Here is a 14,519-nt window from a genome sequence, read left to right as displayed (position 1 = left end):
CAGTGCCAGGACCTTGGCGAAGTCAAGCTCAAGGGTTGGGCTCGGCGCGGACGCCGCCCGGGCTCGGCGAGGCTGGCCCTTGCCCATCGTGACGACTTCCACAGCCTCTCCCCGCACCGCCGACGTACGTATGCTGCACATAACAGCAGCGCGAATCACGTCACACGAAGCGTCCCGTTGTGGGCCTTATGCGTGTGCACAAGCGGCCCTTGCACTTCAGTATGAAGGCTCGAACCACGTGATCAGGTCGAGCCGCGATGAAGTCCTCTTCCCTCTCCTCGCTCTCCACTGCCCGCCGGCAGTCCTCCACAGCCCAGCCTCTGGGGCGCCGTTTCAGCGCCCCCGCGTTCTGGGCCATGCAAGGCCTCATTCTGCTGGGGGCGCTGTGCTGGGGCATCTCGGCTCACGCCGCCGGCCTCACTGCGCTGGAACAGCGCTGGGTGGATGGGATGAGCCCCGTGATTCTCGAAGCACGCAGCGCGGGTCTGCCACTGGACGTGGCGATCCGCCCGCAGGCCTCGGCGGACGATGCGCCGGTCGGGCTGGGCTTCGTGAATGGCCGATGCAAACTGGTGCTGAGCCTGCGGGGCAATCCGGAAGGCGAGGCCGTGCTGGACCGCATCCCACAAGGACTGGAGAAGCCGGCGCTGGAGCTGATGGCCGCGCACGAACTGGGCCATTGCCGTCGCTATCTGGACGGTGCCTGGTTTGGCTTGCCGGCGGGTTTCAGTCCCGGCCAGGTGCCCGCAGGCCTCAGTGCCGACCTGCAGGAAGCCTATCGCTCGATGAAGTCGACCCGGCGTGAGGAAGGTTATGGGGACCTGGTGGGCTTGGCCTGGACCCGTCAGCATCACGCCGACCAGTATGCGCAACTCCATGCCTGGCTGGTGTCGGAACGAAGCCGCGACTATCTGCCTGGGGACCATCACGACACGTTGGCTTGGCTGCAACTGGCGCGCGATCCGTCAGCGCTGGGTGCGGGCTCGATCTTCGATGCGGCCCGTCCGGTGTGGGAGCTGGCGCTGAAGTCGGACGACTGACCGGCGACAGCTAGCGCTTGGCGCGCAGCACCGCGGCGCCGGCCTCCGGATGCAGTTGCCGAAAGCGCAACACCGCCAGCAGATTGATCGCCGCCACCACGAGGAAGGCGACGGAGAAGTCCCCCACCATGGGGTGCTCTCGCCCGTTCAGATGGGCACTCACGGCGAGCACCAGCGCGCCCACCGCCACGCCCATGGCACCCGCGACTGAACTGGAAATCGCGGCCAGGGTCGAACTCGCTCCCAGCTGATGCTGCGGCAATTCCGCGACTGCCAGCGTGTTGATCGCCGTCATCGACATCGAGCGTGACGCACCGCTGACGACCAGCAGCGCGATCAGCACCGCCCACGGCGTCTGCGCATCCACCCAGGCGAAGGCAGCGATGCTCAGGGCACTGATGCCGCCGGCCGTCAACAGCACCTGTCGGAATCCGAACCGCTGGAGCAAGGGCGTGGTCACCGTCTTCATGCCGAGGTTGGCTGCGAAGTACGGCAGCAGCATGGCGCCGGCGCTCACCGCATCCTTGCCCAGGCCCAGCTGGAACAGCAGCGGCAGCAGAAACGGCGTGGACTGGATGGCGGTCGATGCGAAGGTCCCGCCGGTGGTCGCCACCGCAAAGCTCGCATGCTGGAAGGGGCTCAGGCTGACCACCGGATGCGGGGCACGCCGCAGGTGACGCACCGTCCAGGCCAGCACCAGCAGCCCCATCGCCACACAGACAAACGGCGCCAGCCGGCCCACCGACGCGCTCATGTCATGCGACACCCATTCCACCCCGCCGACGAACAGCGTCAGGCCGCCTGCCGCGCCGAGAAAGCCGGGCATGTCAAACGGCCTCGGCGTCCCGGAGACGTCATCACGCGGCACCCATCGGGCCAGCAGCATCATGCCGACCACGCCGATGGGCACGTTGAGCAGGAAGTTGAGTCGCCAGGAGGCATAGGTGCTGAGCAAGCCGCCCAGCGGTGGTCCCAGCACCGGGCCGAACAGCGCCGGCCAGACGAGCAGCGCCTGGATACCCACGATGTCTTCCTTGCGGGCGCCGCGCAAGGCGATGGTCCGGCCGATGGGCATCAGCAGGCCACCGCCGATGCCTTGCACCACCCGCGCCAGCACCAGCTGGCCAGGCGTCTGGGCCAGACCGCACAACAGCGAAGAAGCAGTGAAGACGGCCACGCCGATCAGGAACATCCGGCGCATGCCATACCGTTCCCCCAGCCAGGCGGACAGCGGCAGCACGGCAGAGGCCGCGAGCAGATAGCCGGTGATGACCGCGCTGAGCGCCAGGGCGGGCACGCCTTGAGAAGCGGCAATGGCCGGCAGGGAGGTGTTCAGGATGGAGCCGTCGAGCACCAGCATGAACATCACCGCCGCGATGGCGAGGGTCACACGGCGGCTTTGAGGAGCAAGGGACAAGGCAGGTTCGAATGCAGTGATCAGCCCGACAGCTTACGGGGAAACGGTTGACAATGTCAATCAATCTTCGAGGAGGATGCCGGCTGCCCGGTCGCGCTGGCTTGGCGGGTGCGGTTCGCCTGCAGGATGTTGCAGAACAAGGCGCCCTGCTCGATGGCGTCGTCCAGCGCCACGTGGGTATGGGGCAGACGATCAAACCAGGCTTTGGGCATCTGGCGCTTGGTGGTGGCCCGATAGTCGGTGCCCAGCACCGCCATGGCGTAGCTCTTGATGTCCAGCGCCGAGAAGCTGAAGGGGCTGCTGCCGGTGAAGCGGATCAGGTACCAGTAGACGAAGAGGAAGTCGAAGCCGGCGGGGTAACCGACAAACACCGGCTTGCCCGGCAAGGTGCCGATCCATTCGACGTACCGGCGCATTGCGGCTTCCGGCTTTTCCAGATTCGTGCGGCTGGCCAGCCAGGCTTCGGGCTGCGACGCCCACCACGCGGCCGTCTCCGGATGGGCGGTGGCGCCGGGCAGCGTCTCCAGATTGGCGGAGAAGGTGGCGATGAGTTGCTTGTCCGCGGTGTAGGCGGCGGTGCCAAAACTGAGCATCGAATGCGGTCCCGGGATGGGGCCGTCGGTTTCGATGTCGGTGCTGAGATAGAGCTCGTTCATGGATGGATTTTCGGCCGGCTGAACGGGATTTCAGCACGCCTCAGTCAGTCTGACCGGCCCGGCCCCATCGCTTCACTCCTGCAACCGGAACTGCGCCACCACCTGCTTGAGACTGCCCGCCTGTTCCCGCAGCGATTCCGATGCGGCGCTGGACTCTTCCACCAGCGCGGCATTCTGCTGAGTCACCTCATCCAGCCGCTGCACCGCCTGGCCGACTTCCATCAGGCTGGTGCTCTGCTCCTGCGTGGCGCTGGAGATCTCCTGGATGATGTCCGTGACCCGCTGAACGGCGGTCACGATTTCGCGCATGGTCTCGCCCGCATCGGCCACCAGCCGGGCGCCGGTCTCCACCCGGTCCACCGAGGTGCCGATCAGGCCCTTGATCTCGCGGGCCGCTTCGGCGCTGCGCTGCGCCAGCGAGCGCACCTCGCCGGCCACCACCGCAAAGCCGCGTCCCTGCTCACCAGCCCGCGCGGCTTCCACCGCAGCATTGAGCGCCAGGATGTTGGTCTGGAAGGCAATGCCATCGATGGTGCCGATGATGTCGGCGATGCGACGGGAAGACGCATTGATCTCCTCCATCGTGTTGACCACCTGCGTCACCACCGCGCCCCCGCGGTCCGCCACTTCGCTGGCATTGACCGCCAGTTGACTGGCCTGCCGGGTCGCGTCCGCGTTCTGCCGCACGGTATCGGTGAGGGCCTGCATGGTGGCGGAGGTTTCTTCCAGGCTCGAGGCCATCTGTTCGGTGCGGGCAGAGAGGTCGCTGCTGCCAGCGGCCACTTCACCGCTGGACATGGCAATGCTCTCCGCGCTGGTGCGCACCGTGCTGAGCGACTGATTCAACGAATCACGCATCTCGGACAGTGCCCGGGCCAGTTGCCCGAGTTCATCGCGTCGGGACACATCCACCTGCACCGCCAGATTGCCTTCCGCCACCCGCTGGGCCACCGACACCATCTGGTTCAGCGGCTGCACCGTGCTGCGTGTGAGGTACCAGGAGAGCAGCGCCCCGGCCAGCAAGGCCAGCACGATCAGCACCACCATGGTCGTGAGGACCGTCGAGAACACCCGCTGGGATTCCTGATAGCTCTCCTGTGCACCCTGGGTGTTGATGTCCACCAGCTTCTGGATGTTGCCAGCCACGCCCATGAACGCCTCGCGGGAGGCGCCCATGGCCATCGCGGCGGCCGCGGCGCGGTCCCCCGCCTTGCGGGCGGCCAGCAGTTTGTCCTGCGCCGCGAGGAAGGTCGCCAGTTTGGTCTTGGTGTCGTCCCAGACCGCCTGCTCGTCCTTCACCGAGATCAGCGCTTCGTATTTCTTGCCCAGGTCTGGCAGGGTCGTGTCGCGCAGCGTGCGGATGCGGCTGACTTCCGACTCGAAGGCGCCATCGTTGTCGCTCAGGACCGCAGCCATCTCGGCACGCCGCAGTTCGTTGGCTCTGACCAGATACGCGTTCACCGCGTTAATGGAGGGAATCCAGTCATTGGCCATGTCGGTGACATTGCCCTGGATCACCTGCAACCGGGTGACGGCCACCACGCCGATCACCAGCGTCGCCAGCAACACCGCGGCAAAGCCGAGGGTGATGCGCAAACCCACGCGAAGATCCGAGAACCGCATACGACGTCCTTGTGGCTGTGTGAGCGAACCCATGCTATGCCACTTCGTCGATGTTGTGGACGGGCGTCCCCCATCGTCGCGGGTCTCCTCCCAGGGACATCACCCCCCTCGGCGGGAGGATGTCAGGCGCTGGCGTGGATCACTCTGAAGCGCGCTTCAGCCGGAATTCGGCCGCCTGAGCGTGCGCTTGCAAACCTTCACCGTACGCCAGCGTTGCAGCGATCGGTCCGAGCACCTGCGCACCCGCCTCGCTGACCTCGATGAGACTGGAGCGCTTCTGGAAATCGTAGACGCCCAGCGGGGACGAGAACCGCGCCGTTCCGGAGGTCGGCAGCACATGGTTCGGGCCTGCGCAGTAGTCGCCCAGCGATTCGCTGGTGAAGGCACCCAGGAAGATGGCGCCGGCATGACGCAGCAGCGGTTCCCAGCGATGCGGATCGCGGCTGGACACTTCCAGGTGTTCCGGTGCGATGCGGTTGCTGATCTCGCAGGCCTCTTCCATCGAGCGGGTGTGGATCAGCGCGCCCCGCCCTTCCAGGGAAGCCCGGATCACGTCCCGCCGCGGCATGCCGGGCAGCAGACGTTCGATGGCCTCGCGCACCTGGCCGATGTAGGCCAGATCGGGGCACAGCAGGATGCTCTGCGCCAGTTCGTCGTGCTCCGCCTGGCTGAAGAGGTCCATCGCCACCCAGTCCGGTGGCGTGCTGCCATCGGCCAGCACCAGGATTTCGCTGGGGCCGGCAATCATGTCGATGCCGACCTGGCCGAACACATGCTTCTTGGCGCTGGCCACATAGGCATTGCCCGGGCCGGTGATCTTGTCCACCCGGGGAATAGTGGCCGTGCCGTAGGCCAGCGCGGCCACGGCCTGCGCGCCACCGACGGTGAACGCCCGATGCACGCCCGCGACATAAGCGGCGGCCAGCACCAGCGGATTCTTTTCCCCGCGGGGCGTGGGCACCACCATGATGATTTCCGGCACGCCCGCGACCTGCGCAGGAATCGCGTTCATCAGCACGCTGGAGGGGTAGGCCGCCTTGCCGCCAGGCACATAGATGCCCACCCGGTCCAGCGGCGTGACCTTCTGGCCCAGCAGCGTGCCGTCTTCATCCCGGTAGCTCCAGCTTTCGCCGCAGGCCTTCTTCTGACGTTCGTGATAGCTGCGCACCCGCGCTGCGGCCTGGTTCAGCGCCTGCGCCTGCTCGGGGGGCAGGCCGTCGAAGGCGGCCTTGAGTTCATCGCGGGTCAGCTCGAGCGCGGCGACCAAGGCGGCCTGCAGATGGTCAAAGCGCGCGGTGAATTCCAGCACCGCCGCATCGCCCCGCTCACGCACGGCCGCCAGGATGTCCTCCACCCGCTTCTCGATTTCGGCATCGGTGTCAGCGGACCAGTGCAGCACCTGGCGGAAAGCCGCCTCGAAGTCGCTGTCGGTGGTGTGCAGGGTGCGAAGGTTCAGCATGATGGGCTCGCTCTTTGGGAACTCAGGCGGGGCGGCTGCCGGCGGGCTGGCCCACGGCGGCGGCAATGGCGTCGATCAACGGCTTCAAGGCTTCCCGCTTGAGCTTGAGCGCCGCCTGGTTCACCACCAGGCGCGACGAGATGTCCATGATGCGTTCCACCTCCACCAGGCGGTTGGCCTTGAGGGTGCTGCCGGTGGAGACCAGGTCGACGATGGCATCGGCCAGCCCCGTCAGGGGCGCCAGCTCCATCGAGCCGTACAGCTTGATGAGGTCGACGTGCACGCCCTTCTCCGCAAAGTGCTGGCGGGCGATGCTGGTGTACTTGGTGGCCACACGCAGGCGGGAGCCCTGCTGGACCACGCCTGCGTAATCGAAGTCGTCCCGCACCGCCACGCTCATGCGGCACTGGGCGATCTGCAGGTCCAGCGGCTGGTAGAGGCCCGCGCCGCCATGTTCGATCAGCACGTCGCGGCCGGCCACGCCGATGTCGGCGCCGCCATAGGCCACGTAGGTGGGCACATCGGTGGCGCGCACCAGCACCACACGGACGTCAGGCTGATTGGTCGGAAGAATGAGCTTGCGCGAGCTCTCCGGATCTTCGAGCACCTGGATGCCGGCAGCGGCCAGCAGCGGCAGGGTCTCTTCGAAGATGCGGCCCTTGGAAAGCGCCAGGGTGATCATGCTGTGTCCTCGTTGAACGTTCGGTTCAGCGGGACGGCAGCGGGATCACCGGACGGCGCCACACCGCCACCCGCTGTTCAAAGCTGGGTGGCTGTCAGGAATGGTGATGCAGCGTGGTGCCCTGCTGGGCCCACTCGGCGGGGGTGAGGGTCTTCATGGACAGCGCATGGATCTGTTCACGCATGCGGTCGCCCAGGGCCTGGTAGACCCGCTGATGGCGGCGCACCCGGCTGAGACCTTCGAATTCGGCCGAAACGATGGTGGCAAAGAAGTGACGCCCATCGCCTTCCACCTGCAGTTCGGTGCAGGGAAGGCCCTGGGCGATGTAGCTTTGCACTTCGGAAGGGGTCGGGTCAGCCATGGTGCGCAGTTTACCCGGTCAGCCGCGGATCTTGTAGCCGCGGCGCAGCAGTTCCAGCGCGGTGCCGGCAATGATGCAGAAGCTCACGCCCACCACGGCCAGGCTGGTCCAGGGCGACACGTCGCTGACACCGAAGAAGCCGTGCCGGAAGCCGTCGATCATGTAGAAGAACGGATTCAGGTGGCTCACGCCCTGCCAGAACGGCGGCAGCGAATGCACCGAATAGAACACGCCCGACAGGAAGGTCATCGGCATGATGATGAAGTTCTGGAAGGCGGCCATCTGGTCGAATTTTTCGGCCCACAGACCGGCGATCAGCCCCAGCGACCCCAGCATGCCGGCGCCCAGCACCGCAAACACCAGGATCCACACCGGCTGCGCCAGCCCCGGCGGCGCGAACCAGCAGGTCACCAGGAACACGCCCAGGCCCACCATCAGGCCCCGCACCACCGACGCGCCTGCATAGGCCAGGAACCAGGCCCAGTGCGACAGCGGCGTGACCAGCAGGAACACCAGGTTGCCGGTGATCTTGCTCTGGATCAACGAGGACGAGCTGTTGGCAAACGCGTTCTGCAACACGCTCATCATCACCAGGCCCGGAATCAGGAAGCTGGTGTAGCCCACCGTGCCGTAGACCTTCACATGATCTTCCAGCACATGGCCGAAGATCAGCAGATAGAGCACGGCGGTGAGCACCGGCGCGCCAACCGTCTGGAAGCCGACCTTCCAGAAGCGCAGCACTTCCTTGTAGAACAGGGTGCGGGCGCCCGCCAGGCGCATGCCGCTGAAGATGCCGCCGCTCATGCGTGCGCTCCTTGCATGATTTCGAGGAACACGTCCTCCAGGTCGGCACGGCCGATTTCCAGGTCTTCCACCGGGCAGGCCGCTTCCCGCAGCGTGGCCAGGATGTGTTCCACCTCGGCGGCGTCATGGGCCTTGATCTGCACGATCCGGCCGGTGATGCGGGACTGGTCCCGCAGCACCACCGGCAGGGCCGCATCGGTCTTGAACTGCAGCATGGTCGAGGCACGGCCTGCCAGCAGCTCGGAGGTGCGGTCCAGGGCCACGATGCGCCCCTGCTTGAGCATGGCGATGCGGTGGCACAGGGCCTCCGCTTCTTCCAGGTAATGGGTGGTCAGCAGGACGGTGTGGCCTTCGCGGTTCAGGCGGGCGATGAACTGCCACAGGGTCTGGCGCAGTTCCACGTCCACCCCGGCGGTGGGCTCGTCCAGCACGATGACCGGCGGGCGGTGCACCAGCGCCTGGGCGACCAGCACCCGGCGCTTCATCCCGCCGGAGAGCTGGCGCATGTTGGCATGGGCCTTGTCCGCGAGACCCAGGTTCAGCAGCAGCTCGTCGATCCAGTCGTCGTTGTTGCGCACGCCGAAGTAGCCGCTCTGGATGCGCAGCGTCTCCCGCACACTGAAGAAGGGGTCGAACACCAGTTCCTGCGGCACGATGCCCAGGCACTTGCGGGCGGCGGCGTAGTCGTCCACCACATCGTGGCCGAGCACCGACACCGACCCGCCGCTGGCGCGGGACAGGCCCGCCAGGATGCTGATCAGGCTGGTCTTGCCGGCCCCGTTGGGACCGAGCAGGCCGAAGAATTCACCGGGCTGGATGTCGAAGCTGACCTGATCGAGGGCCTTGTGCTGGCCGGAACGATAGGTTTTGCTGACCTTGTCAAAACGCAGGGCGGGCGGGCCGCCGGCCGGCGGCGACAGCGGCGCCGGCGTTGGGGGAGGGCTAACGGGCATGGGGAGGGATTGTAGGGAGGCCCTCGGGAACCCGCTGATTTGGGGAATTGCCCCACGAACTTGGACCCGCTTACCGCACAGGGGGGTCAGCTTGATGACAGAATCGCCGCAAATCCGTATGTATCCTCATGGCCACCAAGAAGCCGCGCCGCACCGCCGAACGCATCCTCGAAGTCACGCTCGACCTGTTCAACCGCTTCGGGGAACCGAATGTGTCGACCACGCTGATCTCGGCGGAGCTCGGCATTTCGCCCGGCAACCTGTACTACCACTATCCGGCCAAGGATGAGCTCATCAACGCCCTGTTCGGCAAGTATGAGCGCGCCCTGTCGGAACTGCTGACCGCCACCGAGACGGTGCGGAATGTGGAAGACGCATGGCTGTTCTTCCACATGCTGTTCGAGCTGATCTGGCAGCACCGCTTCCTGTACCGGGACCTGAACGACCTGCTGTCCAAGAACCGCAAGCTGGAGACCCATTTCCAGAATGTGCTGACCCAGAAGAATCAGGCCATGGTCGCCATCCTGACCGGGCTGCAGCAGGGCGGCGCGCTGAGCATGCAGGTGCGTGAGGCGGTGCCCACCGCCAATGCGATGGTGGTGCTGCTGAGCTACTGGCTGAGCTATGAATATGTGCGGGACCCGCGCAATGCGCTGGAGCCCGAGCGGGCCGGCGAGGCGCTGATGCGTGGCGCGTTCCACGTGCTGGGGCTGCTGCTGCCGTATCTGGAGCCGGCGTCCCGGGAGCATCTGTTCAAGCTGGCGGGGCAGTATCAGTCCGCGCCGGGTAGTGGCATGGGCACAGGAACCGGGACTGGAACGGCTGCCGGTCGGACGGGGTCAGGTCCTGCCGAGGGCGCGGGCGGGATCACGGGCTGAGCGGCGCCACACCTGGAGCGGACCTCTGGCTGAGCGACGCTTCCGGCTGATCGGCAACCAGTGGCCGCCCCGATTCGTGATGTCGAGAGACAGCGCACCTTGGCGCAACGGCGTATCAGCAAGCGCTCCCCGCTTCCTCGGCGAAAACCCTGAATCGCGGCCCGCACGCACCCCCTGCTTATGGTTGGCGGAGAAAAAAGCAATCCTATAACCTAGGGACATCGACCTGATTTGAGGAGTGCCTCTCCATGAAGCGCCTGCTGACCACCGCTGCCGTTCTGTCCCTGAGCCTGGCCTCGATGGCCCAAGCCGCCACCGCGGAGTCGGCGCAAGCCCAGGCGCTGCGCGCGGAATGCGCCGCCCAGAAGGAAGTCAAGTTCGATGGCCCCGCGGCCGACAACGAGTTCCGCTTTGTGTACAGCAAGGGCCAGTATCGCGGCGAAGCCAAGGACGGCCAGCCGCTGAACTGCGCCGCCAAGCAATACAGCCAGTTCCTGGCCAGCGCCGACCCGGTGCGGGTGATGGAGGCCTACCCGACCGCCGCAGGTCGCGCGAAGGTGGGCGCCAAGGCCGCCAGCAAGTAAGCGCCGGGGCTGCTTGACTGGTCACCAACCTGCGGCGGACCTGTCGCCGGCTCGCTGCCTCGCTGCTGAACTGCTCCCGCGCTGCCCCTGACCTGTTGCCGACCTGCCGCTGAAGGGCGCCGGTCCCATCGAAACGCCGCCAGCCTGGCGGCGTTTTGCCTGGTTCACCCTTCGCGGAAGAACTTCAACGGCGCCAGATCTGCAAAGACGGGCGGCCGTTTCGCCTGAGCCGCCGCAAAGGCTTCCATCAGGTTGCCGTTCTGCCAGATCGCCGCCTGGAGCCAGCCCATTTGCTGCAGGCTGTCCTTGACGCTGTGATCCCGCGCGTAATGCAGGGCCTGCTTGCTGCCCCACACGGCCACCGGTGGCTTCTGGGCGATCTCCCGCGCGCAGGCCAGTGCCGCCTCCACGCAGGCGTCCTGCGTGTCCAGCACCTCGTTGACGAGGCCCACTGCCAGCGCCCGAGCGGCCGGCATGCGTCGGCCGGTATAGGCCAGTTCCTTGACCACGCCTAGCGGCATCAGCTTGGGCAGACGCTGCAGTGTGCCCAGGTCGGCCGTCATGCCGATGTTGATTTCCTGGATGCAGAAGAAGGCGTCGCTGCTGGCCATGCGGATGTCGCAGGCGGCCACCATGTCCACCGCGCCCCCGATGCAGCCGCCATGAATGGCCGCGATCGTCGGCACCCGCAGGTCATCGAGGCGGTTGAAGACCTGCTGCATGTCCGCCAGCAGGTCCACGATCGAGGCCCGGCCTTCAGCGGTGCGATCGTCCAGCTTCACCGCGCCGCTCTTGAACACGTCCAGCGACATGCCCGCACTGAAATGACGCCCGGTGGACGAGATCACCAGCGCCCGCACCGAGGTGCTGCGGTGAAGCTGATCCAGCAGTGCTTCCAGTTCGCGCCACATCTGCGGCGACATGGTGTTCATCTCGTGGGGGCGGTCCATCACCAGATGGGCCACGCCCGCGTCTTCGGTGAGTGTGAAACAGGCCATGCGGGTCTCCATCTTCTGCGTCTGATGCGGACGATGCTAGCGCCAGACCGGGGCCGGTCACGTCCGGTTGGCGACGCGGGGCCCGTGCGACGGCTCGGCCTGCGCGGCGCGGGAAAACGGCGCCGCATCCGGACGAAAAAACGCCGCAGCGCCCGGGAGGACGATGCGGCGGTCAAACACGGATCAAAGACTCAGCCACGGCCCCGGCCGGAGCCGGGGCGGAGACTGCCAGGATCAAGCCTTGAAGAAGGCCAGCAGGTCCGGGTTGATCACTTCCGGATGGGTCGAGCACATGCCGTGCGGCAGGCCCGGATAGACCTTCAGGGTCGAGCCCTTGACCAGCTTGGCCGACAGCAGCGCCGAGTTGGCGATCGGCACGATCTGGTCGTCGTCGCCGTGCAGGATCAGCGTGGGCACGTCGATCTTCTTCAGGTCTTCGGTGAAGTCCGTCTCGGAGAACGCCTTGACGCCTTCGTAGTGGGCCACGATGGAGCCGGCCATGCCCTGCAGCCACCAGTGGTCACGGATGGCTTCGGAGACCTTGGCACCCGGACGGTTGAAACCGTAGAAGGGGATGGTCAGGTCCTTGTAGAACTGCGAGCGGTTCGCGGCGATGCCGGCGCGGATGCCGTCAAACACGTCCATCGGCAGGCCGCCCGGATAGGCGGCGGTCTTGACCATGATCGGAGGCACGGCGCCGATCAGCACGGCCTTGGCCACTCGCTTGCTGCCATGACGGGCGATGTAGTGCGCCACTTCGCCGCCGCCGGTGGAATGGCCCACGTGGATGGCGCGCTTGAGGTCCAGATGTTCGGTCACTGCGGCCAGGTCGTCGGCGTAGTGATCCATGTCGTGGCCGGTCGCCACCTGGCTGGAACGGCCATGACCGCGGCGGTCATGGGCGATGACGCGGAATCCCTTCTGGAGGAAGTACAGCATCTGGGTGTCCCAGTCGTCCGAGCTCAGCGGCCAGCCGTGGGAGAAGACCACGGGCTGGGCCGACTTGTCGCCCCAGTCCTTGTAGAAGATCTGGACGCCGTCCTTGGTGGTGACGAAGCTGCTGGTCATGGAATGCTCTCCTTGCGGATGTTGGGGGTGAGACTTGGATGCAGAGGGGGCTGCGGCAGCGGCAAAGGCTGCGCCCGGCAACGCCAGGGACGCCGCCAGGCCTGCGCCACTCAACAGAAGGTCGCGGCGCGAAAGGTCCGCGGCGTTCAACGGGGAAGGTGTGGACACCTGAAGACTCCTTGAGTTGCCTGTTGTCGGAATACCGGCCAACGAGCTCGAAGGCGGTTCAAGGATTATTCAGAGCCACGCGGCCCTGCGCGTCCCGCGCTAGCCAGTCCACGCCCTACTCCATCCGGGGCATGGACAGCCCCCCTGCATGGTGAGCCGGGACATCGCGATTCAGAACGCAGGCGCCTGGCGCCGCCACTGCCCGCAGCTGCCGTCAGGCGCCCGCTTCCCACGGAAGCATCAACGCCAAGGTCAGCAAGCGCTGGAACTCGGGCTCGAAGGCATCCACGATCGCCTGAGGGTCGGGGCACAGACCCGCATCGGTGAGCAAGCCGAACTGCACCTGGCCGGCATAGGTCAACAGGCTCACCCCCACGCCGACATCGCCCGATTGCGGCACCCAGAACATCACCCGATCCACCTGCGAGCCACAGAACTGCAGTGGCGCGGACGGACCCGGCACGTTAGTCATCACCGCGGTGGCCTTGCGCTGGAAGTCGTTGAGCAGTCGCTGCTGCTCGGGGCGCAGCAGGCCGGCCGCGGCCATCAGGCCGAAGGCCAGCACCGGCTGCAGGCTGGACTTCAGCGTCTTCATGCGACTGTGGACCGCATAGAGCCGCTGTACCGGATTGCTCAGCCCAATGGGCAGCACCAGCGGCACCACGCCGAAACGATTGCCCAGCTGCCAGGCGTCCTCCATCGGACGCAGGTTCACCGGCACCATCGCGCGGATCTCCTGACCACGAGTGTCGTCGCCATGGGCGCGCAGATAGGCGCCGATGGCGCCGGCCACACAGCTCATCAGCACATCGTTGACCGAAACACCCAAAGACTTGCCGACCGCCTGCACCGCATCCAGCGGCACGCCTGATCCCCAGGCGACGCGCTTGGCGCGGCCGGGGCGGCCTTTGAGCCGTGTGGGGGAGTCGTCCTCCACGACGGCCAGGGCGGCGATGTCGGTGGCCATCTGGGCGCTGAGGAAGCCAGCCGCTTCGGCGGAACCGTCGTCGCTGAGGGGACGGGTGGCCTTGCCACCCTTGCGCTTGGCAGGAACGTCAGCGGAGGCCGAGGCAGAGGCAGGGGCAGGGGCTGCAGAGGCAGCGGGGAAGGCGGCAGACGCAGAGGGCGAGCTCGAAGCCTGCGCCGCCCGCTGCTGCAGCGCACGCACCGTCCAGTCATTGATTGGCTTGAGGAAGGCATCGGTCCAGCCGTCGGTGTCGGCACTTCCTCCGCCCGCGGCGAGGGCCGCCCCGGACGAAGCGGCCGCGCCAGATCCAGTCGAGACACGCGTCGCGCCGGGCAATGGCCCGCCATCCGTGATCGACAGAATGACTGCGATCAGCGCCAGCCCATCCGCAATGCAGTGGTGCACCCGCACGATCAAGGCACTGCCGCCGTCATACGCTTCCACCAGATGCATCGCCCACAGCGGATGCGCCGGATCCAGCCCCTGCTCCGCCAGCGCCGCCACACGCGCCTTCAATGCGGCTTCCAGACTCTGCGCCCGCCGCCGCGGCAGCGTCTCCCGCAGCACGTGGTGGTCCAGATCGAAGTGGGGGTCTTCCTCCCAGCGAGGTCCGGGCGCCTGATCCACCACCCGCTGCCGGAAGCGGTCATGCTTCAGCAGCCGCTCCCGCACCCGGCCCCGCAGCGCATCCAGGGTGATGGACGGCCGCAGCATCAGGAGGCTGACGATCACCATGCGGCTGGTGGGCGTGTCCAGGCGCAGCCAGGCCGCATCCATCGCGGCCATCGGCTCCCCCGACAGGGCCGGCGGGACCGCGCGAGCCTTGGCATCGGTGGCGGGATCCGGGCGGTTCTTCATCAA

General features: G+C 66.6%; 14 protein-coding genes. 3 read left to right on the top strand and 11 right to left on the bottom strand.

Going from position 1 to position 14,519, the window contains the following annotated elements:
• Window positions 1-257 precede the first annotated feature (257 nt).
• Complete coding sequence (locus tag FHS28_RS15080) at window positions 258-1,040, top strand: hypothetical protein (protein WP_184294958.1); 783 nt, start codon at window positions 258-260, stop codon at window positions 1,038-1,040.
• Between the two features lie 10 nt (window positions 1,041-1,050).
• Here FHS28_RS15080 and FHS28_RS15075 read toward each other — a convergent pair whose 3' ends face one another.
• From FHS28_RS15075 to FHS28_RS15040, 8 genes are all read right to left on the bottom strand, one after another.
• Entirely contained in the window at window positions 1,051-2,457 is a 1,407-nt protein-coding gene (locus FHS28_RS15075) for an MFS transporter (RefSeq protein ID WP_184294955.1), read from the bottom strand.
• A gap of 56 nt (window positions 2,458-2,513) precedes the next feature.
• Complete coding sequence (locus FHS28_RS15070; protein ID WP_088451891.1) at window positions 2,514-3,113, bottom strand: 3'-5' exonuclease family protein; 600 nt, start codon at window positions 3,111-3,113, stop codon at window positions 2,514-2,516.
• Between the two features lie 72 nt (window positions 3,114-3,185).
• Window positions 3,186-4,736, bottom strand: coding sequence for a methyl-accepting chemotaxis protein (locus FHS28_RS24660; protein WP_184294952.1), 1,551 nt, complete (start codon window positions 4,734-4,736; stop codon window positions 3,186-3,188).
• A gap of 139 nt (window positions 4,737-4,875) precedes the next feature.
• Window positions 4,876-6,195, bottom strand: a complete 1,320-nt coding sequence (hisD, locus tag FHS28_RS15060; protein WP_088452340.1) for a histidinol dehydrogenase — start codon at window positions 6,193-6,195, stop codon at window positions 4,876-4,878.
• A gap of 22 nt (window positions 6,196-6,217) precedes the next feature.
• Complete coding sequence (gene hisG, locus FHS28_RS15055; RefSeq protein WP_088451887.1) at window positions 6,218-6,877, bottom strand: ATP phosphoribosyltransferase; 660 nt, start codon at window positions 6,875-6,877, stop codon at window positions 6,218-6,220.
• Between the two features lie 94 nt (window positions 6,878-6,971).
• On the bottom strand, window positions 6,972-7,238 hold the full coding sequence (locus tag FHS28_RS15050) for a BolA family protein (RefSeq protein WP_088451885.1): 267 nt from the start codon (window positions 7,236-7,238) through the stop codon (window positions 6,972-6,974).
• Between the two features lie 18 nt (window positions 7,239-7,256).
• Window positions 7,257-8,042, bottom strand: a complete 786-nt coding sequence (locus FHS28_RS15045) for an ABC transporter permease (protein WP_246410146.1) — start codon at window positions 8,040-8,042, stop codon at window positions 7,257-7,259.
• Window positions 8,039-8,995 carry an ABC transporter ATP-binding protein gene (locus FHS28_RS15040; RefSeq protein ID WP_088451883.1) on the bottom strand — a complete coding sequence of 319 codons (957 nt, stop codon included), beginning with the start codon at window positions 8,993-8,995 and terminating at the stop codon, window positions 8,039-8,041. The genes FHS28_RS15045 and FHS28_RS15040 overlap by 4 nt, the downstream gene beginning before the upstream one ends.
• A gap of 128 nt (window positions 8,996-9,123) precedes the next feature.
• Between FHS28_RS15040 and FHS28_RS15035 the strand changes: the two genes are divergently transcribed.
• Together FHS28_RS15035 and FHS28_RS15030 are read left to right on the top strand one after the other, a co-directional pair.
• The gene (locus FHS28_RS15035) at window positions 9,124-9,873 is read left to right on the top strand and encodes a TetR/AcrR family transcriptional regulator (RefSeq protein WP_088451881.1); all 750 of its coding nucleotides are present in this window, start codon (window positions 9,124-9,126) and stop codon (window positions 9,871-9,873) included.
• 248 nt (window positions 9,874-10,121) lie between these two features.
• Entirely contained in the window at window positions 10,122-10,457 is a 336-nt protein-coding gene (locus FHS28_RS15030) for a hypothetical protein (RefSeq protein ID WP_088451879.1), read from the top strand.
• Between the two features lie 164 nt (window positions 10,458-10,621).
• On the opposite strand, the gene FHS28_RS15025 is transcribed toward FHS28_RS15030, so the two are convergent.
• From FHS28_RS15025 to FHS28_RS15015, 3 genes are all read right to left on the bottom strand, one after another.
• A complete protein-coding gene (locus FHS28_RS15025) occupies window positions 10,622-11,455 on the bottom strand; it encodes an enoyl-CoA hydratase-related protein (RefSeq protein WP_375140757.1) in 834 nt (277 codons plus the stop codon).
• Window positions 11,456-11,689: 234 nt separating this feature from the next.
• Window positions 11,690-12,523, bottom strand: coding sequence for an alpha/beta fold hydrolase (locus FHS28_RS15020; RefSeq protein WP_221193990.1), 834 nt, complete (start codon window positions 12,521-12,523; stop codon window positions 11,690-11,692).
• Between the two features lie 382 nt (window positions 12,524-12,905).
• The gene (locus tag FHS28_RS15015; protein WP_246410144.1) at window positions 12,906-14,516 is read right to left on the bottom strand and encodes a WS/DGAT domain-containing protein; all 1,611 of its coding nucleotides are present in this window, start codon (window positions 14,514-14,516) and stop codon (window positions 12,906-12,908) included.
• Window positions 14,517-14,519: the final 3 nt, after the last annotated feature.

Origin of the sequence: Roseateles terrae, from assembly GCF_014192155.1 — a bacterium.
GTDB lineage: Bacteria > Pseudomonadota > Gammaproteobacteria > Burkholderiales > Burkholderiaceae_C > Roseateles > Roseateles terrae.
Note: the sequence above shows the minus strand (reverse complement) of the source record. Positions and strands in the feature narration are given on the sequence as shown.